Genomic DNA, 19428 nt, shown 5'->3' on the forward strand with positions numbered 1-19428 from the left:
GCGCGCGCGCCGTCACCGCAGCAGATCGGTCATCGGGGTCGCGGCTGCGTCATTGCCGGTCAGCGGGGCCAGACCCCATTCCCGCTCGATCGTGCGCAGCAGCGAGTAGTGCGTGTAGCCGCGGTCCGACCGGTAGCCGCGCTTCGCCGCCGACCCCGCGAAGATCAGCGGCACGGTGTTGCTCGTCCGGTCGCCCTCATCGAAGGTGACCACCAGGAGTGACCGACCGCTCGCGAACGCCGGCGAGGACAGGATCGCCGGCACCTGGCGTGACAGCCACCGGTCGCCGGTCGCGATCGAGCAGTCGTGCATGTCATCGCAGAGGTCCGGGCTGATGAAGGCGTAGTCGGGCATCGTGGCCGTCGATGCCAGGTCTGCCGCCAGTCGGGTCAGCGGCACGTTGTGCGCGGCACAGTACGGCGCGTCGTCGGTGATGCTCGGATAGTAGAGGAACGGGTTGTGTCGCACGGCGTATCGCCCCGAGTTGTGCGCGTCGCAGGGTGACGGCATCCCCTCGGCATACATCTTCCAGGTGCGGCCGGATCTCTCGATCTCGGTCGTGATGCTGGGAACGCGCGCGAGGCAGCTTCCCTCGGGGTTGCAGTCGGTGGTGATGCCCGCGGTCGTGCCGCCGGTCAGCGCAAGGTAGTTCGGCAGACTCGGATGCGTGATCGCATTGTCGTCGGTCGCGGACGCGAATTCCCGGGCCAGCGCGTTCAGATAGGGCGCGCTCGGATTGCCGATGATCGATGAGGCGGGCTTGTTCTCCTCCACGATGATCACGACGTGGGACAGTGGCTGGCTCGCGGTCGCGCTCGTCTCGGTCGGCGCTGGCGCGGTCGGCGTCGTGTGGGCCGGCAGCGGGCCGGACGGCTGCGGGCCGGACGGCTGCGGGTGTGGGGATGCCGCGCACCCGGCGAGCATGAGGACGGCGGCCATCGCGATCGCCGTGGCCGGACGCCGCCTGCGACTGCTGCTCATCTGCCCGGGGCCTGATCCGGAGCAGGATGCCCGTCGGTCGGCATTCGGCTGCGGGAAGTCGGAACCCCGAAGCCGGTCATGCCACAGATCTTAGACGCGCGCCCAGCGGAGCCACGCTGTCCGATGGCGGGGGATGCGGCGCGGGCACTCGGCCCCGCCCGACGCGAGACAATGGAAGAGTCGAAGAGAAGGCCGGGAGCGGACAGTGCGGATCGTGACGAGGTGGGTGGCCGGCCCGACCTCTCGCGATCAGCCGAGCGGACCCGACACGTGAATCCGCCGCGCGTGAACCGTCGCGGCGTCGCCATGATGGCCTCGGCCCACTTGGCCGACGACCTCTATCAGGGCGTCGTGCCGGCGCTGCTGCCGTTCCTTGTCGCCGAACGCGGCTACAGCTATGCTGCCGTCGCCGGGCTGACGCTGGCCGCAACGGTGCTGTCGTCGGTCGCTCAGCCGGCCTTCGGGCTGCTGGGCGACCGCAAGCCGATCCGGTGGATGATCCCGGCCGGCATGCTCACCGCCGGCGTCGGCGTCGCACTGGTGGGGCTGGCATCGAGCTACTGGCTCACCTGGCTGCTGATCGCGCTGTCCGGGCTCGGGATCGCCGCGTTCCACCCCGAGGCCGCGCGCGCCGCCCGACAGGCATCCGGCGACAGCAACCGGGCCATGAGCGTGTTCGCACTCGGCGGCAACGCCGGGTTCGCCCTCGGGTCGCTGATCGCGACGCCGCTGCTGCTGGCCACCGGCCTGCGCGGAACCGTGCTGCTGGTGCTGCCGGCGGCGGTGATGGCCGCGATCCTGTTCCTCGCCCTGCGCACGGTTCTGGACGGGCGCGCCGGCAAGACCACGCGCCACGGACTGCCCGTCGGCGACGATGACTGGCCGGCCTTCCTGAAGCTGACCGGCATCGTCATCATCCGCTCGGTCGTGTTCTTCGGTATCACCTCGTTCGTCGCGCTGTACTTCATCCACGACCTCGCCACCTCGCAGGTGATCGGCGGGGCGGCGCTGACGGTCTTCCTGATCGCCGGCGCCTGCGGCACTCTGATCGGCGGCTGGGTGGCCGACCGCTTCGGCCGGCTGCGCAGCATCCGGATCGGCTTCGCCGTCGCCGTCCCGGCCATCGCCGGCATGCTGCTGTCGCCGACCTGGCCGGCCGCGATGATCTTCGTCGTGATCACCGGGGTGGCGATCTTCATGCCGTTCGCCGTGTTCGTGATCCTGGGTCAGGACTACCTGCCGCACCGCATCGGCACCGCCAGCGGCGTGACGGTGGGGCTGGCCGTCTCGGTCGGCGGACTGTTCACCCCGGTGCTCGGCTGGCTCGGCGACTCGTTCGGGCTGCAGGTCGCGCTGGCCGTGCTGATCGTGCTGCCGCTGATCGCACTCGGGCTGACGGCGTTCCTGAAGGATCCGCGCCACGAGCGGCGGCAGCCGCACGACGACGCGATCACCCGGGCGGCCGACGACGGTGCCCTCTGAGCAGCATGACCTCGTCTATAGGATGGGGCCCGAACCACCGGCGCAGCGCACTCGCGCGGCGCCCCATGCGACAACTCATGCGACGGAGCATCATGGCAGGGCCGACATACACCGCAGACACCTGGCCGATCGCCACGTGCCTGCATGCTTTCCCGCCGATCGACAAGAACGGCCGCGCGCTGCACGATGCGCCCGCCGAGGTGTGGGATGACATGTTCGCCCAGATCGAGCGCGTCGGCTTCACGCTGGTCGAGCTCGCCGACAGCCACATCCGCCCGGCCGACCTGACGCCTGCGCGCCGTGGCGAGCTGCTCTCGATCGCGCGGTCGCACGGCATCGGCATCCCGTCGGTGCATCTGCAGCGCCAGAGCATCATCATGCCGGGGCACGAGCAGCAGAACCTGGCCTACGCGCACCGCACGATCGACGCGGCGGCCGAATGGGGGATGCAGGTCTTCTCGACCGGTCTGCACCAGCCGCTGAGCCAGGCCCAGCGCGAGGCGCTGTGGTTCTGGACGGCACCCGGCCCGAAGGACCCGGACGACCCGGAGGTCTGGAACGCCGCCGTCACGCGCATCCGCGAGCTCGGCCGGCATGCCGCCTCGGTCGGGCTGCCGATGGCGCTCGAGCTGTACGAGGACACCTACCTGGGCACCGCCGACAGCGCCGTGCGATTCGTCGAAGAGGTGGGGCTGGACAACGTGGGCCTGAATCCGGATGTCGCGAACCTGATCCGGCTGCACCGCCCGGTCGAGGACTGGCGCGAGGTGTATGCGAAGACGCTGCCGTACGCCAACTACTGGCACGTGAAGAACTACACCCGCGACGAGGCGGCGGACCGATCGTGGGCCACGTCGGTGCCGTCCACCCTGGAAGCCGGCCTGATCAACTATCGGCAGGTCTTCCACGACGCGATCGAGCTCGGCTTCACCGGAATCATCCTCGCCGAGCAGTACGGCGGCGACAGCCTGGGCGTGTGCGCCACCAACCAGAAGTACATCCGCACGCTGCTGCCCGCGGCGTAGTCGGATCGCACGGAAGCCCCGCGGCACAGCCGCATCGCACGGAAAGCAGAGATCATGACCCACCGCACCGTAGCCATCGTCGGGTCCGGGTACATGGGCGGCGGCATCGCGCAGGTGCTGGCGCTGTCCGGCAACACTGTCACGCTCGCCGACATCACCGCAGAGATCGCCGCCGCCAACCGCGAGCGCCTGATCGCCGAGGCCGCGCAGTTCGTCGCCGACGGGCTGTTCCCCGCCGACGCCGTCGAGCGCATCCGGGCCGGCGTCTCGCCGGCCGCCTCGATCGAAGAGGCCGTTGCCAACGCCGACTTCATCGAAGAGGCCGTGCCCGAGAAGATCGACGTCAAGCGCGCGACCCTGAAGCGGATCAGCGCGGCCGCGCGGGCGGATGCGATCATCGGTTCGAACACGTCGACCATCCTGATCGGGTCGCTCGCGCCGGCGGTCACCGGGCCCGGGCGGTTCCTCGGCGTGCACTTCTCCAATCCCGCACCGTTCATCCCCGGCGTCGAGCTGATTCCGCACGCCGGCACGGATGACGCGGCGGTCGCCACCGTCGAGCAGATCGTGGCGGCCACCGGCAAGCAGACGGCGCGGGTGAAGGACTCGACCGGGTTCGTGCTGAACCGGCTGCAGTACGCGCTGTTCCACGAGGCGACCCAGATCGTCGAAGAGGGCATCGCCGCCCCGGAGGACATCGACACGCTCGTGCGCACGACCTTCGGTTTCCGCCTGCCGGTGTTCGGGCCGTTCGCGATCGCCGACATGGCCGGCCTCGACGTGTACGCGTTCTGCTACGCGTCGCTGCAGACCCGGTGGCCGGAGCGCTTCGCGACGCCGGTGTCGCTGAAAGAGCTCGTGGATGCCGGCAAGTTCGGCACCAAGTCCGGCGCCGGCTACCTCGACGTGCCCGCCGAGCGCACCGCAGAACTCGTCGCCTACCGCAACAAGGCCTACGTGGCCATGAAGAAGCTCATCGACGAGCTCGGGCCTGCGCCGATCCATCCCGCGGAGTAGGCGCGCCGCGGCCGGTGCGCACCGGCAACGGCTCGCATGCGGGCGCCCGGCGGGGTCAGATCCGTGCCGGCAGGGAGACCGCCGCGGCCTCCTCCGCCGGCTCCGAGAACCCGGTGGACTCGCGCCGCACGATCCGGTAGTCGGCGAGGATCTGGCGCGGCGGCGCCGGAGTGCCCTTCTCCGCGATCCGCTCGAGCAGCAGTTCCACCGCGGTCTGAGCGATCTGGTCCTGGCCCGGATCGACGCTCGACATCGACGGAACAGAGAACCGCGACTCGTCGATGTTGTCGAAGCCGATCACGGCCACGTCGTCCGGCACCCGGACGCCGGCCTCGCCGAGCGCGCGGAGTGCCCCCAGACCGAGCGTGTCGTTCAGCGTGAACAGGGCGTCGAACTCGATCTTCTCGTCGAGCAGGGCGCGCATCGCGGCTGCGCCGTTGCCCCGGTGCCAGGGAGCGGCGACCCGCACGAGCCGCTGGTCGTAGGGGATGCCCGCGTACTGGAGCGCCTTGCGATAGCCCGTGACGCGGAGGTTGGCCGAACGGATGTCGTGCTGGTTGATCGGGTGCGCCCCGATCAACGCGATGCGGCGCCGGCCGATGGCCAGCAGGTGCTCGGTCGCGGCCCGGGCCGATTCGACGTTGCGCATCGTGACGTGGTCGGTCGGACCGCCGAAGATGCGCTCGCCCAGCAGCACCAGGGGGAAGTCGACCTTGAGGAGTTCGACGTCGTCCTGGCCGAGCTGCTCGGGACTGAACAGGATGCCGTCGGTGAGCCGCAGCCGATCGCCGGCGAGCACGGCGAGCTCGCCCTCGCGCGTGGCGCTGGTCTGATCGATCACGACATCGACGTTGCGCTGCGCGGCGACGCGGATGATCGTGTCGGCGAGCTCGGCGAAGTAGTTCTGCCGCAGCTCGGGGATGGCCAGGCCGATGACCCCGGTCTTGCCGGAGCGCAGACCGCGCGCCGACAGGTTCGGCCGGTAGTCCAGGTCCCGGATCGCCGCCAGCACCCTCGCACGCGTCTCCGGACGGACGTGCGGGTAGTCGTTCACGACGTTCGAGACCGTCTTGATCGACACCCCCGCCACGTGTGCGACATCACGGAGCGTCGAGACCACGGGAGCCCCCTCGTCATTCGGTCACCGGATCATGTCGGCGCTGACTCACGCTGTCGCGAGTTTTTGCTTGACATCAGCACTGAGGTTAGCAATAGTCTGTTACAACGCTGAAATACAACGTTGGAAATTCTATTTCGGCGACGCCCGGTCGGGCCGAACGCCTTCCGCTCGGAGGAGCCTGGCCGGCCGCGGCACGATTCGCACCGACAAAGATGTCCCTCCGAAAGGAATCGATCAATGAAGATGAAGAAGGTAATCGCCGCGGCCGCGGCCGTCATGATCGGCGGGGTGCTCGCCGGCTGCAGCGCAGGAGGTGGCGGTGGCGGCGGTGACGGAGCCGACGCCAGCAACTGCACCAACAAGATCACCAAGACCGATGCGCCGGTGGTGACCTTGTGGGCCTGGTATCCGAACATGGAGACCGTCGTCGACAACTTCAACAAGCAGCACGACGACGTGCAGGTGTGCTGGACCAACGCCGGTGCCGGCGGCGCCGAGTACGACAAGTTCCAGACGGCGATCACCGCTGGCACCGGGGCTCCGGACGTGGTCATGGTCGAGGCTGACCGGATCCCGACCTTCCAGGTCCAGAAGGGCCTCGTCGACATCAGCAAGTACGGCTACGAGGATGTGAAGGCCAACTTCAGCGAGGGCGCCTGGAAGGACGTCTCGGTCGGCGACGGGATCTACGGCGCGCCGATCGACGGCGGCCCGATGGCCATGATCTACCGCAAGGACGTCTTCGACAAGTACAAGGTCACCCCGCCCACCACCTGGGCCGAGTTCGAGACGGCCGCGCAGAAGGTCAAGGATGCCGGCGGTCCGGTGTTCGCCGATTTCGCCGCCAACCAGGCGGCGTTCGTCACGGCGCTGCTCTACCAGACCGGCGAGGACCTGTTCACCTACGACCCGGCCAACGGCGGCGAGATCGGCATCAACCTGAATGGTCCGGGCGCCAAGAAGGTGCTCGACTACTGGGCCGGTCTCGTCTCCAAGGGCCTGGTCGGCACCGCGGACCAGTTCACCCCGGAGTACATCGCCGGTGTGATCGGCGGGGACTACGCCACGTACCTCTCGGCCGCATGGGCCCCCGGGTACCTCCAGGGCGCCGGCGTCGGCGAGGGTGCCGACGCCGGCGTGTGGAAGACGGCACCGCTGCCGCAATGGGACGTGAACAGCCCGGTGCAGGTGAACTGGGGCGGTTCGGCGTTCTCGGTGACGAGCCAGGCCAAGGATCCTGCGCTCGCCGCGAAGGTCGCCTTCGGCGTCTACGCCGACGACGCATCGCTCACTGAAGGCTGGAAGAACCAGATCATCTTCCCGCTGAACGTGAACGCGCTGAACAACCCGGAGTTCATCAACCTGAAGGTGGACTTCTTCGACGGCCAGGAGGCCAACAAGGAGGTCTACATCCCGGCGGCCAATGCCTACAAGGGCATGACCTACACGCCGATCGGTCAGTACTACTACTCCGCGATGACCAAGCAGGTCGCCGCCATCAATGACGGATCCGCCACCGGGTCCGAGGCGGCCGACGCGCTGCAGAAGGACGTCGTGCAGTACGCGACGGAGCAGGGATTCACCGTCAAGTGATCCGCTGAACCCGGTGGGTCGGCCCGTCCGGCCGACCCACCGGTTCCCGCACCCTCGACCAGGAAGCACTCCCATGACCATGACCCTGCCGGCGCAGCGCGAGGCCGAACCGCGGCAGACTCGCCGCTCGAAGGCGTCGACGCTTCGTCAGAACCTCACCGGGTGGCTGTTCGTCGGCCCCTTCACGATCGTCTTCATCGCGATGCTCGTCGTTCCGCTGGGGTTCGCGTTCTACCTCAGCACCTTCCAGAAGGCGTTGATCGGCGGCACCAAGTTCGTCCTCTTCGGCAACTACGCCAAGGCGTTCAGCGACCCCTCGTTCCTGGACGGCGTCTGGTTCGTGATCCGCTTCTCACTGGTGCTGATCCCCGTCCAGATGGCCATCTCGCTGGCCATCGCGCTCATCCTCGACATGATGACGACCCGGTTCGCGAAGTTCTCGCGCCTGACGATCTTCATGCCGTACGCGATTCCGGCGGTCATCGGTGCGTTGATGTGGGGATTCCTGTACAGCAAGAACTTCGGTCCGATCGCGGACTTCTTCGCGGCCTTCGGCGCCACCGGGCCCGACCTGCTCAGCAAGAACCTGATCTTCTACGGCCTGTTGAACATCGTCACCTGGCAATGGGCCGGCTACTACATGATCATCCTGTACGCGGCCCTGCAGGGGATCGAGCCGACCCTGTATGAGGCCGCGCGCATCGACGGCGCGTCCCAGTGGCAGATCATGCTGCGGATCAAGATCCCGCTGGTCGCACCCGCGCTCGTGCTGATCCTCGTGTTCGCCCTCATCGGGACGCTGCAGTTCTTCAATGAACCGAAGATCCTGCAACCTCTTGCGGCCGGGGCCATCCCGCAGGACTTCACACCGAACCTGTATGCCTATCAACAGGCGTTCGCGCTGGCCAACTACAACTACGGTTCGGCGATCTCGTTCGCGCTCGGCGCCGTCGTCTTCATCTGCGTCTACGTCTTCCTGTTCGCCACCCGTAAGCGCGGGAGCTTCCTCTCATGAGCACGATCAAGACCGCGCGCGTTCGGCGCGCTCCCAGACAGATCCCGCTGCAGGTGGTCCTCGCGTTCCTGGTGATCTACTTCCTGATCCCCTTCTGGTGGGTCGTCGTCAACAGCTCGAAGAGTTCGGCCGGCCTGTTCGGCGGCGGCAATTCGCTCTGGTTCGCCGCCGACATCGACTACCTCGGCAACCTGCAGCAGCTGTTCACCTACGGCGGCGGCATCTACGCGCGCTGGCTCCTGAACTCCGCCCTGTACGCCTTCGCCGGCGGACTCGGGGCCACGGTGCTGGCCGTGCTCGCCGGCTACGGCTTCGCGAAGTACCGCTTCGCCGGCCGGCGCACGGGATTCGCGATCCTGCTCGGCGCCGTCATGGTCCCGGCGACCGCGCTGGTCATCCCGACCTTCATCCTGTTCTCGCAGATGGGCATCACGAACACCATCTGGGCGGTGATCCTGCCCACGCTGCTGAACCCGTTCGGCGTGTACCTGATGAACGTGTACGCCCGTGACGCCGTGCCCGATGAGCTTCTGGATGCCGCGCGCGTGGACGGCGCGGGAGAGTTCCGCACCTTCCTGCAGGTGTCGCTGCCGATGATGCGACCGGCCATCGTCACGGTGCTGCTGCTGTCGGTCGTGGCGTCGTGGAACAACTACTTCCTGCCGCTGGCCATGCTCTCCGACAACCGGCTCTACCCGGTCACGGTCGGGATCGGGCTGTGGCAATCCACCGCGTCGACCTATGGCGCCGCAGGCGGCGAGAGCCTGTGGAGCATCATCATCCTGGGCTCATTGGTCTCGGTCATACCCTTGATCATCGCCTTCCTGTCGCTCCAGCGCTATTGGCAGGGAGGGCTGTCGATCGGAAGCCTCAAGTAGCGCCCCGCCTTCACCCATCGACCCACCGACGAGGAAACCTTGATCTCTGCTCACCTCACCATCGACCCGCACTTCACCGTGGGCGCCATCAACCGCCGCCTGTTCGGCTCCTTCGTCGAGCACCTGGGCCGGTGCGTGTACGACGGCCTCTACGAGCCCGCCCATCCGGACGCGAACGAGGACGGGTTCCGGCGGGACGTCATCGCACTCGTCAAGGAGCTCGGGGTGAGCACTGTCCGCTACCCGGGCGGGAACTTCGTGTCGGGCTACCGCTGGGAGGACGGGGTCGGCGACCGGGCGCTGCGGCCGACGCGGATGGACCTGGCCTGGCATTCGCTCGAGACCAACCAGATCGGCCTGGACGAGTTCGCCCGGTGGCTGGGCGAAGTGGGCAGCGAGCTGATGTATGCGGTCAACCTCGGCACCCGCGGGGTGCAGGAGGCCCTCGATGTGCTCGAGTACGCGAACGTGCGGTCGGGCACGGCGCTGTCCGATCAGCGCGTGGCCAACGGCACCACCCAGCCGCACGACATCCGGATGTGGTGCCTGGGCAACGAGATGGACGGGCCGTGGCAGCTCGGCCACAGCACGGCCGAGGACTACGGCCAGGTCGCGGTCAAGGCCGCGCGCGCGATGCGGCAGCTCGACCCCGACCTCGAACTCGTGGTCTGCGGCAGCTCGGGTGCCGGCATGCCCACGTTCGGCCAGTGGGAGCGCGTGGTGCTGGAGCACACCTATGACGAGGTGGACTACATCTCGTGCCACGCCTACTACGAGCCGCACGGCGGCGACTTCGGCAGCTTCCTGGCATCCGCCGTCGACATGGACCGCTTCATCGAGTCGGTCGTGGCCACCGCCGACCACGTCAAGGCGCTGCGCCGCAGCGACAAGACGGTCGACATCTCGTTCGACGAATGGAACGTCTGGTACCAGTCCCGGTACAACGAGGTGGACAAGATCACCGGCGTCGACGACTGGCCGGTGGCTCCGCGACTGCTGGAGGACTCGTACACCGTGCTCGATGCGGTCGTCGTCGGGAGCCTGCTCATCTCGCTGCTGCGCCACGCCGACCGGGTGACCTCGGCCAGCCTCGCGCAGTTGGTGAACGTCATCGCGCCGATCATGACCGAACCCGGTGGACCGGCGTGGCGGCAGACCACGTTCTTCCCGTTCGCGATCACGTCGGCGCTTGCGCACGGGTCGACGCTCGAGCTCAAGCTCGACTGCCCGCGGTATGCAACCGGGCTCTACGGCGACGTGCCCGTCGTCGACGCGGTCGCCACGCACGATGCCGAGGCCGGCACCGCGGTGTTCCTGGTCAACCGCAGCCTCGAGGAGGCCGTGACGATCGAAATCGACGTGGCCTTGCTGGGCGCGGTCGAGTTGGGCAGCGTGCGCACGCTGCATGACGACGACATGCACGCTGCGAACACTCTGGGGGAACCGGATCGCGTCGGGATGAAGCACAACGACACCGCCCGGCTGGTCGGCGGCGTGCTCACCCTGACGCTGCCGCCGGTGTCCTGGACGGCGCTCACGCTGGCATGGGCGCCATGACGAGACCCGCCGCGGTGCCCGAACCGCCGATCCTCGCTGTCGCCGGTTCCCGCATCGTCGCGGGTGCGGACGTCGTGACGCTGCGCGGTTTCGGGCTCGGCGGCTGGATGAACATGGAGAACTTCATCACCGGCTATGCGGGCACCGAGTCCCAGATGCGTCGGGCGATGCGGCGGACGCTGGGCGAAGAGGGCTACCAGCGCTTCTTCGGCCGGCTGATGAAGGCGTTCTTCACCGACGACGACGCGGCGCTGCTGCGTGCGCTGGGGCTGAACTCGCTGCGCATCCCGGTCAACTACCGGCATTTCGAGCGCGACGACGCCCCGTTCCAGTACCGCGAGGAGGGCTTCGCGCTGCTCGATCGGATGATCGCGCTGTGCGCCCGGCACGGCATCTACACGATCATCGACCTGCACGCCGTCCCGGGTGCGCAGAACCAGCACTGGCACAGCGACAACCCGACGCAGTGGGCGGGGTTCTGGGCGCAGCGTCAGTTCCAGGACCGGGTCGTGGCGCTCTGGGAGCGGATCGCCGACCGCTACCGCGGCAACGGGTGGGTGGCCGGATACAACCCCGTCAATGAACCTGCGGACGCGCACGGAGACGTGATCGGGCCGTTCTACCGCCGCGTCGAGCGCGCCATCCGAGCCGTCGATCCCGACCACATCCTGTTTTTGGACGGCAACCGCTATTCGACCCAGTTCCACGAACTCGGCGACCCGCTGCCCAATTGCGTCTACACGGCGCACGACTATGCGCTGCCGGGCTTCGTCGACGGGGGCCCCTACCCGGGTGTGAGCCGCGGGCAGTACATCGATCGCGACACCGTGGAGGAGACGTTCCTGGCCCGCACCGCCTACATGCGCGAGACCGGCACGCCGATCTGGGTGGGGGAGTTCGGGCCGGTGTACACCGGCGACCCGCAGCGGGACGCCCAGCGGTACACGCTGCTGGAGGACCAGCTCGAGATCTTCGCGCGCCATGACGCGAGCTGGGCGCTGTGGACCTACAAGGACGTCGGGCTGCAGGCGCTGGCCGGCGTCTCACCCGAGTCCGGGTACCGGCGCCGGCTCGCACCGTTCCTGGAGAAGAAGGCGCGCCTGGGCGTCGATTCGTGGGGCGGCACGGATGCCGGGGTGCGGGACGTCCTGGATCCGATCGAGGAGCTGTTCCGACGGGAGTTCCCCGGCTTCGCCCCCTATCCCTGGGGTGCGCACCGCTGGATCCACGGGCACATCCGGCATGTGATGCTGGCCGAGGCCATGGTCGACGAGTACGCGCGCACCTTCGCGGGGCTCTCACCCGCCGAAGCCGAGGCGCTCGCCGACGACTTCGCGCTGCCGGCGTGCGTCGTCCGCACGCGCCTGGCCGACATCCTCAAGGCCGCGGCCGGCGGCCCGCGCGATGCGGAGCCGGTTACTGCCGCGGCAGCACCGTGAGCACCATCTCGATGTAGTTGCGGAACTCGGCCATGAAGTCGCGCAGGAAAGTAGCGGTGCTCTCCACCAGCACTTCGCCGTCGGGCGCGAACACCTCAGGGGTGTAGTGGATGTATGCCTCGGGAGCGGTCATCTGCCGCGCATTGCAGAAGCTGAGCACCCCGCGCAGGCTCTGCTGGGCCACGGCCGTGCCGATCTGGCCGATCGATGCGCCGGTCACGGCGGCCGGAATGTGATGGAACGAGTTCTGCCCCCACGGGCGGGATGCCCAGTCCAGCGCATTCTTGAGCGCACCCGGGATCGACCGGTTGTACTCCGGGGTCACGAACAGGACGGCGTCCGACGCGGCGATCGCGTCTTTGAGCGCGCGCGCTTCGGGGGGATAGTCCGCGTCGTAATCCGGGCTGTACAGCGGCAGATCACGGATCGGGATCTCGGTGAACTGAAGATCGTCCGGCGCGAGACGGATGAGCGCTCTGGAGAGGATTCGATTGACGGATGTCGAGGACAGGCTGCCGACGAAATAACCGACCTTGTACATGTCGCTCCCTTGCCGGCACGGAGATCGGTGGAGCGGCGCCCCGCCTGGACCGCCGTGCCACCTCCCAGCATCCACCCATCGGCTGATTCCGGATAGCCCATGACCGGTTGCACCGGCCCGGCGGGTACCGTGTTCCTGACAGCGGCGATGACCAGGACGGAGGCGCCGACATGTTCCGCTCAACCGACCGACCGCCCGCACAGCGCTCGCGCCCGGTCCAGGGCGCCACTGCGGGCTCGATTGCCGGGGTGGCCGTCCTCGGCGCGGTCGCGGCCGCAGCAGCCGGCCTGCTCTTCGCCTTCGGCGGCGACCACCCCCGACTGTTCGCGCGCAAGGTCGCCGCGGTCGACACCCGCTACGGACCCGAGCGGCCCCGCGGGGCCATCCTGCTCACCGGCAGCTCGTTCTTCGAGCGCTGGACGAGCTCCGCGGCCGACCTGGCACCGCTTCAGACCGTCAACGTCGGCATCGGCGGCACGAAGATCGGCGATCAGGCCTTCTATCTCGACCGGCTCGTCGTCCCGTTCGCGCCGCGCACCCTCGTGGTCTACGCCGGATCCAACGACATCAGCGGCCTGCCGTTCGTCTCGAAGAAGGCCGCCGACGTCGTCGGGCGGATCCGGCGATACGTCGCCGACGTCCGCGACCGGCTGCCCGGCATCTCGATCTACTACGTCGCGATCACCGAGACGCCCTCCCGTGCGAGGGTGCGGGGCGAGATCAGGCGCGCGAACCGGATGCTTCAGGAATGGGCCGAGCGCTCCGGCGAGATCACCTTCATCGACACGGCGCCGAGCCTGCTCACCGCGACAGGGCAGATCGACGGCTCGCTGTTCGGGCCGGACCGGCTGCACTTCAACGCCGCCGGGTATGCGCGCTTCGCGCCGCCCATCCGCGCGGCCCTGATGAGGGATCTCGCACTCGACCGCTGACCGATGGTGCTCCGGTCGCGCTAGCCTGGCTGCGGGGAACGACGCACCACTGGGGTGATTGATTGTGCGATGTGTGATCGCTGAGGACGAGACGCTGCTGCGTGCCGGACTGACGCTGGTGCTCGAGCGCGGCGGATTCGAGATCGTCGGCACCGCCGTCGACGCGCCGGGGCTGCTGACGCTCGCGCGCCGGCACCGGCCCGATCTGATCGTGACCGACATCCGGATGCCGCCGAACCTGACCGACGACGGTTTGCGGGCGGCGGTGCAGATCCGCGCCGAGATGCCGCGGGTGGGTGTGATGGTGGTCTCGCAGCACCTGCAGCGCCGCTATGCGACCGAGCTCATCGGCGAGAACCCGGCCGGTATCGGGTATCTGCTGAAGCAGCGCATCGGCGACATCAGCACCTTCCAGGCCGACCTGCAGCGGGTCTGCGCTGGCGGCACGGCGCTCGACCCCGAGGTCGCCGGGCTCATGGTGCGCCGTGCGCGCACCGGCAACGCCGCCGTCGGCCACCTGACCGCCCGGCAGCAGGAGGTGCTCGCGGCGATGGCCGAAGGGCGCAGCAACGACGCGATCGCCCGAGCGCTGTTCATCAGTCCCAAGGCGGTCGTCAGCCACGTCTCGCACATCTACGACCAGCTCGGCCTGCCCGACTCGCCGGAGGATCACCGCCGGGTGCTGGCGGTGATCCGCTATCTGAACGCCTGACCGGACCTCAATCGGCCGGTCCGAAGGGGAACAGGCCGGTCGGGTCGTAGGTCTTGCGCACCTGGGCCAGCCGCGCCCGCATCTGCGGCGACCAGGCACTCTCGAACGCGGGCCGTTTCGACATGCTGCCCGAGAAGTTGACGTTGGTCTGGGCGAAGCGCACCGGTGCCGCATCGGCGAAGACATCCGCCGCTATCGCCACTGCCACCGGCGCCGCCGCCGGGTCGTCCAGCACGAGGCGCAGCATCAATGCCCCGCCGCGGCCGCCGACGGCACCGGCGTCGGCGACGTGCTGTGCGGCCGCGCCGCCCAGGTGCCGGATCTCGACCTCGGCGAACGGGGCAGCCGAGCCGGGCCCGACGCGCGCCAGCAGCGCCGTCACCAAGTCGTCGGGAAGGCCGGTCAGCTCGGTGCAGAACGAGCGCAGCGGCAGCGGGTCGACGGGGTCGTCGTGGATCGAGTGCACCTCGGTCAGCGGCAGCTCGCCGAGCGTGCCTACCGCCGCCGCCGGCAGTGCGGCACGCAGCGCCGCGGTGCGACGCTGCCCGTCGGCGGCCGAACCGGGGACGGCGAACCGCATGTGCAGCTGCTGCCCGTCGGCCGCCGGCACCAGCGCGACCGACGTGGACACATCCGGCGGCGCACTGGGCAGCCATCCGGCCCAGGCCCGCAGCGCCGCCTCGATGTCGGCGTCGCCTGCGAAGACCAGGCGTCCGGCATACAGCGCCGGGAGGTACGGCAGCTCGAGCGTCATCTCGGTCACGACGCCGAATCCGCCCTTGCCGCCGCGCAGCGCCCAGAACAGGTCCGGATGGCTGTCGGCGTCGGCCGTGACGACGCCGCCGTCCGCCGTCACGACGCGGAACGCCCGGGCCCAGTCCGACGAATAGCCGTGGCTGCGGATCAGCGGACCGATGCCGCCGCCGAGGGTGTGCCCGACGACCCCGACGGTCACCGACGAGCCGGTGATCGGGGCGAGGCCGAACGGGGCGCCCGCCGTCACGACGCTGCGCCACTGGCATCCTGCCCCGACCGTCGCCAGCCGGGAGTCGGGATCGACCTGCACGGCGTTCAGCCGTCCGGTCGAGATGATCATGCCGTCGCCGGGGCACGGGCCGGGGCCGTGCCCGGTCGACTGCACCCGCACCGGCAGCCGGTGGTCGGCGGCGAAGCGGACGGCCGCACACACATCCTGCTCGTCGGCCGCGCCGACGACCATCTCGGGGTCGGGGAGGCCGGCGTTCGTGTTGAAGCACTCGACCTCTGCCTCGAGGCCGCGGTCACCGCGGAGGAACACCGGACCGGTGATCTGGCCACGCAGCCCGGTGTCCTCCTCCGCGGTGAGCCGCAGTGAGTCAGTCATCCGCGCCCAGCGGAATCCGGATGACCTGCCCGACGCTCGGCGAACTGCTGTTCGTCGTCACGTACGCGGATCCGGCCTGCAGCGCGACGCCGTACGGCGCGGGCAGTCCGCCCGCGACCACCGTCGCGGTGCCGCCGCCGCGCGGAATGTGCACGAGTGCACCGGGGCCGCCGGCGAGGAGGCCGTGCTCGTAGATCTCGACCGCATAGAGACTGCCGTCCGGAGCGAAGGCCAGGCTGGTGACATTCGTCAGCCCCGTGGCATACGCCGTCGGGGCATGTCCGGCCTGCACGCGCCAGATCGTCGACCCGCCCTGCGGGAACGGGAAGCCGGTGAGCTGGCTGACGTACAGCGCGCCGTCCGGGCCCTGGACCGCCGACGTCGCCACGAACTGCATCGGCATCATGACCCCTTCAGGTGCGAACGGGTTCTGGACCATCACGCTCGGGAACTGCGCGACGGTCGTCATCTGACCCGATGCCGACGCCCGCACGATCGTGTTGCCGCCCGCGTCGGCGACGACGTAGTTCGAACCGCTGCGCGAGACGAAGACCGGATTGCTGTCGGGGTTGTCGATCGGGTTGGTGGCGAATTCGTGGGTGGCGATGTCGGCGAGGACCCGCGGTCCGCTGTGGCTCGGGAAGGCGCCGGAGACGAGCGTGCCGAACAGCGGCGACAGGCTGTGCTCCGCCGCGGGGTTGCAGCTCGGGTCGGGCCCGGCACCGCCGGATCCCTCCGTGCCGCAGCCGGCGCCGAACCCCACGGCGACGGTGTAGCGCTGCCCGGTGACGACCAGGCCACTGGGGCCCGCCGCATCGGTGCCCGACGTGTCTGCGCCGCTGCGGGGATCGGTGCTTCCCGGCGGCGGCGCCAGCGACGGCAGCCCGGTCAGGACCCGCTGCTGGTGCCAGCCGTGCGCACCGGCGGTGATCTTGGTGATCGAGCCGGTGTCGCCCGGGCACACATTCGCGCCGGCCGATGCGACGAAGCACGAGTCGGACTGCGGCCCGCCGGTGCCTGCTTCGGCGACGTACAGCCCGCCGTCGGGGGATGTGGTCAGATTGCGCGGGTTGTTCAGCCCGCTGGCCACCACGGTGTAGGCGGGCTCATCCGCCGAGGCGGGGCCGGCGACCAGCCCACAGAGCAGAATCACCCCGCCGCCCAGGACGGCAAGTGTACGGAGGCGTTGCAGACGCATTGACTCGGCCTTTCTCTCCGACGGAGCGCCGGCCCGGGGGAGCACGGCGCCTGGCACGTCGCTGCTCTCATCCTCGGCAAACACTGTCTGACCGGCCATAGACCTAGGTCCATCTTTGACGGTGCGATGCCGCATCGCACCACGAGTGGGAAGATGACGACATGACCCGTACCCGGATCGGGCCACGGCCGCCCATCGTCCGATCGCTCGGCCTGGCGCTGGTGCTGATCACCGCCTCCATCCTGCTGATCGCGGCCCTCGCGGTGGCGGAGGCGATAGCCACTGCCGAGGCGACGGTGTGGATGATCGTGCTCGCCGTCATCGGCGGACTCGTCTATGCCGGCGCCGGTCTGATCGCCTGGTCCCGCCGCCCGAGCAACACGCTGGGGCCGATCATGCTGCTGGGTGCGGTGGTGTGGCTGGTCGGTGCGCTGGGGGCGAACGGCCCGTCGCCGGTCGCGCTGACCGCGGTGGTGATCGGCTCGGTGCCGCTGGCGGTGGTGGTGCACCTGCTGCTGGCGTTCCCGTCCGGACGGCTGCGATCGCCGGCGGCGCACGGCGTGGTCGCCGCGGGCTACGCGGTGTCGCTGATCCTGCAGATTCCGCTGTACCTGTGGAATCCGGATGCCAGTCCCGGCGGCGTTCTCGCCATCGCCGACCGGCCGGGGCCGGCCACCGTGGGCGCCTGGGTGCAAGCGGCCGCCGGCATCAGCGTCATGATCTGCACCGCCGGCATCCTGATCTCGCGACTGCGGCGCGCACCGCGCGAGCGCAGGCGCGTGCTCACGCCGCTGTACGGCTATGGCATCGCCGCGGTCCTCCTGGTGCCGCTGGCGCCGTGGCTGCTGGGGCCGATCGCGCCCATCGGCGGGCAGATCTCGTTCGTCGTGCAGTCGATTCTGCTGGCCGGCGCGCCGCTGCTGTTCACGCTGACGATCCTGCTCGGCGGGTTCGCGCAGACCGGCGAGCTGGAGGAGCTGGGCACCTGGCTGGGCCGCGCCGCCGGGCAGCGCCCCCAGCTGGCGGCGGCGCTCGCGCACGCACTCGGCGATGACACGGTGCAGCTGGCGTACTGGATGCCCGGTCGCGGCGGGTACGTCGATGCGGAGGGCCAGCTGCTGCCCGAGCCGGCCTCCGACGAGAGTCGGGGGGCGGTCGAGATCGAGGTGGACGGCCGGCTGGTGGGCGGCGTCCGCTATGACCGCACGCTGATCGCCGATCCGGTCCGCGGGACGGGTGATCGCCATCGCCGTCGACCAGCAGCGGCTGACGGTGCAGCTGCGCGCCAGCCAGCGCGCGCTGCAGCAGTCGCGTGCGCGCATCGTCGAGGCCGGCGATCGCGAGCGGCAGCGGGTCGCGCAGAACCTGCATGACGGGATGCAGGCCGAGCTGGTGCTGCTGGCCGTCGAGGCGCAGAGCCTGTCCGACGCGATGGCCGCCGTCACCGGCATGACCGAGCTGACCCACGCGGCGGCGCGGCTGCGCGGCCGGATCGACCACGCCGCGGCGGGCCTGCGCGAACTCGTGTACGGCATCATGCCGGCCCCGCTGATGGAGCAGGGGCTCGCCGCCGCCGCGGAGGACCTCGTCGACCGGATCCCGGTGCCGACCACCCTCGAGATGACCTTGGCCGACGGCATCCCCCGTCCGGTGCAGGCGACCGCCTACTTCGTGCTCGCCGAGGCCCTCAACAACGCTGTGCGGCATTCCCGCGCACGCAACGTGGCGGTGCGGCTGCGCCACCGTGACGGCCTGCTGACGCTGCACGTCGACGACGACGGCGTCGGCGGCGCGCATGCCAGTGGGGGACTGGGGCTGACCGGACTGCGCGACCGGATCGAGGTCCTCGGCGGGTCGATGTGGATCGACAGCCCCGCCGGTGCCGGCACGCGCATCTCGGCCGAGCTGCCCTGTGCCCCGGCAGCGGTGGACGTCGCCCGCGCACAGGGCTAATGTCAGCGGCAGGCGGGTCATCCTGCCCGCCGCGGCCGGCCGAAGGATGGGTGCGATGGACGCGATGATGATGGATGCCGTGGGCAAGGACATGATGTCGATGCCCGGCATGGACACGATGGACATGGCGATGATGCAGGAGTGCATGGATGCCTGTTCGGCGTGCGAGCAGGCGTGCACGGTGTGCTCGACGCAGCTGATGTCGTGTGCGCCGGCGTGCATGAACTGCGCAGACATGTGCAACACGATGATGCGCGCCATGATGCGCATGCAGGGCATGACTCCCGCCTCGATGATGGCGATGCTCGACGCCTGCGTGGCGATGTGTCAGACGTGCATGGACGAGTGCATGCAGCACGCCGATCACAGCGAAGTGTGCAAGATGTGCGCGCAGTCCTGCCAGGCGTGCATGGACGCATGCGCGAAGGTGCGCGCGGCGATGATGAGCGCCGCCTGAGACCGCGCGCTGCGCGCTGGCGCGCCCGCGACGTCGTCGGGCAGGCGGCGTCGGGCTCTGCGCAGCGCGCTGATCGCGCCGACGGCCATCCGGTCGGATGCCGCGAACACGGCATCGATGCCGCGGTCGCGCGCCAGTGGCGTCGCCATCGCCGCCGCTCCACGG

General features: G+C 69.4%; 19 protein-coding genes. 13 read left to right on the forward strand and 6 right to left on the reverse strand.

Annotated features, from left to right (window positions below; all coding sequences use genetic code 11):
* Window positions 1–12 precede the first annotated feature (12 nt).
* Entirely contained in the window at window positions 13–981 is a 969-nt protein-coding gene (locus ABD705_RS13440) for an alkaline phosphatase family protein (RefSeq protein ID WP_344784428.1), read from the reverse strand.
* Between the two features lie 285 nt (window positions 982–1266).
* On the opposite strand from ABD705_RS13440, the gene ABD705_RS13445 reads away from it, so the two are divergent.
* The 3 genes from ABD705_RS13445 to ABD705_RS13455 all read left to right on the forward strand — a co-directional run bounded on the left by ABD705_RS13445 (window position 1267) and on the right by ABD705_RS13455 (window position 4505).
* The gene (locus ABD705_RS13445) at window positions 1267–2463 is read left to right on the forward strand and encodes an MFS transporter (protein WP_344784430.1); all 1197 of its coding nucleotides are present in this window, start codon (window positions 1267–1269) and stop codon (window positions 2461–2463) included.
* 92 nt (window positions 2464–2555) lie between these two features.
* On the forward strand, window positions 2556–3488 hold the full coding sequence (locus ABD705_RS13450) for a sugar phosphate isomerase/epimerase family protein (protein WP_344784432.1): 933 nt from the start codon (window positions 2556–2558) through the stop codon (window positions 3486–3488).
* 54 nt (window positions 3489–3542) lie between these two features.
* Entirely contained in the window at window positions 3543–4505 is a 963-nt protein-coding gene (locus tag ABD705_RS13455; protein ID WP_344784434.1) for a 3-hydroxyacyl-CoA dehydrogenase family protein, read from the forward strand.
* Window positions 4506–4560: 55 nt separating this feature from the next.
* On the opposite strand, the gene ABD705_RS13460 is transcribed toward ABD705_RS13455, so the two are convergent.
* A complete protein-coding gene (locus ABD705_RS13460) occupies window positions 4561–5625 on the reverse strand; it encodes a LacI family DNA-binding transcriptional regulator (RefSeq protein WP_344784436.1) in 1065 nt (354 codons plus the stop codon).
* 237 nt (window positions 5626–5862) lie between these two features.
* On the opposite strand from ABD705_RS13460, the gene ABD705_RS13465 reads away from it, so the two are divergent.
* The 5 genes from ABD705_RS13465 (at window position 5863) to ABD705_RS13485 (ending at window position 12107) form a co-directional block, all read left to right on the forward strand.
* Window positions 5863–7218: an ABC transporter substrate-binding protein gene (locus ABD705_RS13465; protein ID WP_344784438.1), complete on the forward strand. Its 1356-nt coding sequence runs from the start codon at window positions 5863–5865 to the stop codon at window positions 7216–7218.
* Window positions 7219–7291: 73 nt separating this feature from the next.
* Window positions 7292–8233 (forward strand): carbohydrate ABC transporter permease, encoded by a 942-nt coding sequence (locus tag ABD705_RS13470; RefSeq protein WP_344784440.1) that lies wholly within the window; start codon window positions 7292–7294, stop codon window positions 8231–8233.
* The gene (locus ABD705_RS13475; protein ID WP_344784442.1) at window positions 8230–9111 is read left to right on the forward strand and encodes a carbohydrate ABC transporter permease; all 882 of its coding nucleotides are present in this window, start codon (window positions 8230–8232) and stop codon (window positions 9109–9111) included. The genes ABD705_RS13470 and ABD705_RS13475 overlap by 4 nt, the downstream gene beginning before the upstream one ends.
* Before the next feature lie 39 nt (window positions 9112–9150).
* A complete protein-coding gene (gene arfA / locus ABD705_RS13480) occupies window positions 9151–10668 on the forward strand; it encodes an arabinosylfuranosidase ArfA (protein WP_344784444.1) in 1518 nt (505 codons plus the stop codon).
* Window positions 10665–12107, forward strand: coding sequence for a glycoside hydrolase family 5 protein (locus ABD705_RS13485; RefSeq protein ID WP_344784446.1), 1443 nt, complete (start codon window positions 10665–10667; stop codon window positions 12105–12107). Before arfA ends, ABD705_RS13485 begins: the two co-directional genes overlap by 4 nt.
* On the opposite strand, the gene ABD705_RS13490 is transcribed toward ABD705_RS13485, so the two are convergent.
* Window positions 12085–12648: an NADPH-dependent FMN reductase gene (locus tag ABD705_RS13490; protein ID WP_344784448.1), complete on the reverse strand. Its 564-nt coding sequence runs from the start codon at window positions 12646–12648 to the stop codon at window positions 12085–12087. The genes ABD705_RS13485 and ABD705_RS13490 overlap by 23 nt on opposite strands.
* 170 nt (window positions 12649–12818) lie before the next feature.
* On the opposite strand from ABD705_RS13490, the gene ABD705_RS13495 reads away from it, so the two are divergent.
* Window positions 12819–13580: a GDSL-type esterase/lipase family protein gene (locus ABD705_RS13495; protein ID WP_344784450.1), complete on the forward strand. Its 762-nt coding sequence runs from the start codon at window positions 12819–12821 to the stop codon at window positions 13578–13580.
* A gap of 73 nt (window positions 13581–13653) precedes the next feature.
* Window positions 13654–14292 carry a response regulator transcription factor gene (locus ABD705_RS13500; RefSeq protein WP_344784452.1) on the forward strand — a complete coding sequence of 213 codons (639 nt, stop codon included), beginning with the start codon at window positions 13654–13656 and terminating at the stop codon, window positions 14290–14292.
* Window positions 14293–14299: 7 nt separating this feature from the next.
* Here ABD705_RS13500 and ABD705_RS13505 read toward each other — a convergent pair whose 3' ends face one another.
* Complete coding sequence (locus ABD705_RS13505) at window positions 14300–15655, reverse strand: FAD-binding oxidoreductase (protein WP_344784453.1); 1356 nt, start codon at window positions 15653–15655, stop codon at window positions 14300–14302.
* Entirely contained in the window at window positions 15648–16853 is a 1206-nt protein-coding gene (locus ABD705_RS13510) for a ScyD/ScyE family protein (protein WP_344784455.1), read from the reverse strand. The genes ABD705_RS13505 and ABD705_RS13510 overlap by 8 nt, the downstream gene beginning before the upstream one ends.
* A 161-nt stretch (window positions 16854–17014) precedes the next feature.
* On the opposite strand from ABD705_RS13510, the gene ABD705_RS13515 reads away from it, so the two are divergent.
* The 3 genes from ABD705_RS13515 to ABD705_RS13525 are packed head-to-tail and all read left to right on the forward strand — an operon-like array spanning window position 17015 to window position 19263.
* Window positions 17015–18226: a hypothetical protein gene (locus tag ABD705_RS13515; RefSeq protein ID WP_344784457.1), complete on the forward strand. Its 1212-nt coding sequence runs from the start codon at window positions 17015–17017 to the stop codon at window positions 18224–18226.
* A gap of 4 nt (window positions 18227–18230) precedes the next feature.
* Window positions 18231–18806: a sensor histidine kinase gene (locus tag ABD705_RS13520; RefSeq protein ID WP_344784727.1), complete on the forward strand. Its 576-nt coding sequence runs from the start codon at window positions 18231–18233 to the stop codon at window positions 18804–18806.
* 55 nt (window positions 18807–18861) lie between these two features.
* The gene (locus ABD705_RS13525) at window positions 18862–19263 is read left to right on the forward strand and encodes a four-helix bundle copper-binding protein (protein ID WP_344784459.1); all 402 of its coding nucleotides are present in this window, start codon (window positions 18862–18864) and stop codon (window positions 19261–19263) included.
* Here ABD705_RS13525 and ABD705_RS13530 read toward each other — a convergent pair.
* Entirely contained in the window at window positions 19170–19412 is a 243-nt protein-coding gene (locus tag ABD705_RS13530; RefSeq protein WP_344784461.1) for a substrate-binding domain-containing protein, read from the reverse strand. The genes ABD705_RS13525 and ABD705_RS13530 overlap by 94 nt on opposite strands.
* Window positions 19413–19428: the final 16 nt, after the last annotated feature.

Origin of the sequence: Microbacterium kribbense, assembly GCF_039537285.1 — a bacterium.
Classification (GTDB): domain Bacteria; phylum Actinomycetota; class Actinomycetes; order Actinomycetales; family Microbacteriaceae; genus Microbacterium; species Microbacterium kribbense.

Excerpts from the sequence above, each read along its gene's own strand:
- ABD705_RS13455 (WP_344784434.1), top strand. The coding sequence starts at position 3,543 with ATGACCCACCGCACCGTAGCCATCGTCGGGTCCGGGTACATGGGCGGC.
- ABD705_RS13520 (WP_344784727.1), top strand. The coding sequence starts at position 18,231 with ATGCAGGCCGAGCTGGTGCTGCTGGCCGTCGAGGCGCAGAGCCTGTCC.
- ABD705_RS13485 (WP_344784446.1), top strand. The coding sequence starts at position 10,665 with ATGACGAGACCCGCCGCGGTGCCCGAACCGCCGATCCTCGCTGTCGCC.
- ABD705_RS13490 (WP_344784448.1), bottom strand. The coding sequence starts at position 12,648 with ATGTACAAGGTCGGTTATTTCGTCGGCAGCCTGTCCTCGACATCCGTC.
- ABD705_RS13515 (WP_344784457.1), top strand. The coding sequence starts at position 17,015 with ATGACCCGTACCCGGATCGGGCCACGGCCGCCCATCGTCCGATCGCTC.
- ABD705_RS13510 (WP_344784455.1), bottom strand. The coding sequence starts at position 16,853 with ATGCGTCTGCAACGCCTCCGTACACTTGCCGTCCTGGGCGGCGGGGTG.
- ABD705_RS13475 (WP_344784442.1), top strand. The coding sequence starts at position 8,230 with ATGAGCACGATCAAGACCGCGCGCGTTCGGCGCGCTCCCAGACAGATC.
- ABD705_RS13450 (WP_344784432.1), top strand. The coding sequence starts at position 2,556 with ATGGCAGGGCCGACATACACCGCAGACACCTGGCCGATCGCCACGTGC.
- ABD705_RS13505 (WP_344784453.1), bottom strand. The coding sequence starts at position 15,655 with ATGACTGACTCACTGCGGCTCACCGCGGAGGAGGACACCGGGCTGCGT.
- ABD705_RS13465 (WP_344784438.1), top strand. The coding sequence starts at position 5,863 with ATGAAGATGAAGAAGGTAATCGCCGCGGCCGCGGCCGTCATGATCGGC.
- ABD705_RS13470 (WP_344784440.1), top strand. The coding sequence starts at position 7,292 with ATGACCATGACCCTGCCGGCGCAGCGCGAGGCCGAACCGCGGCAGACT.
- ABD705_RS13525 (WP_344784459.1), top strand. The coding sequence starts at position 18,862 with ATGGACGCGATGATGATGGATGCCGTGGGCAAGGACATGATGTCGATG.
- ABD705_RS13495 (WP_344784450.1), top strand. The coding sequence starts at position 12,819 with ATGTTCCGCTCAACCGACCGACCGCCCGCACAGCGCTCGCGCCCGGTC.
- ABD705_RS13530 (WP_344784461.1), bottom strand. The coding sequence starts at position 19,412 with ATGGCGACGCCACTGGCGCGCGACCGCGGCATCGATGCCGTGTTCGCG.
- ABD705_RS13440 (WP_344784428.1), bottom strand. The coding sequence starts at position 981 with ATGAGCAGCAGTCGCAGGCGGCGTCCGGCCACGGCGATCGCGATGGCC.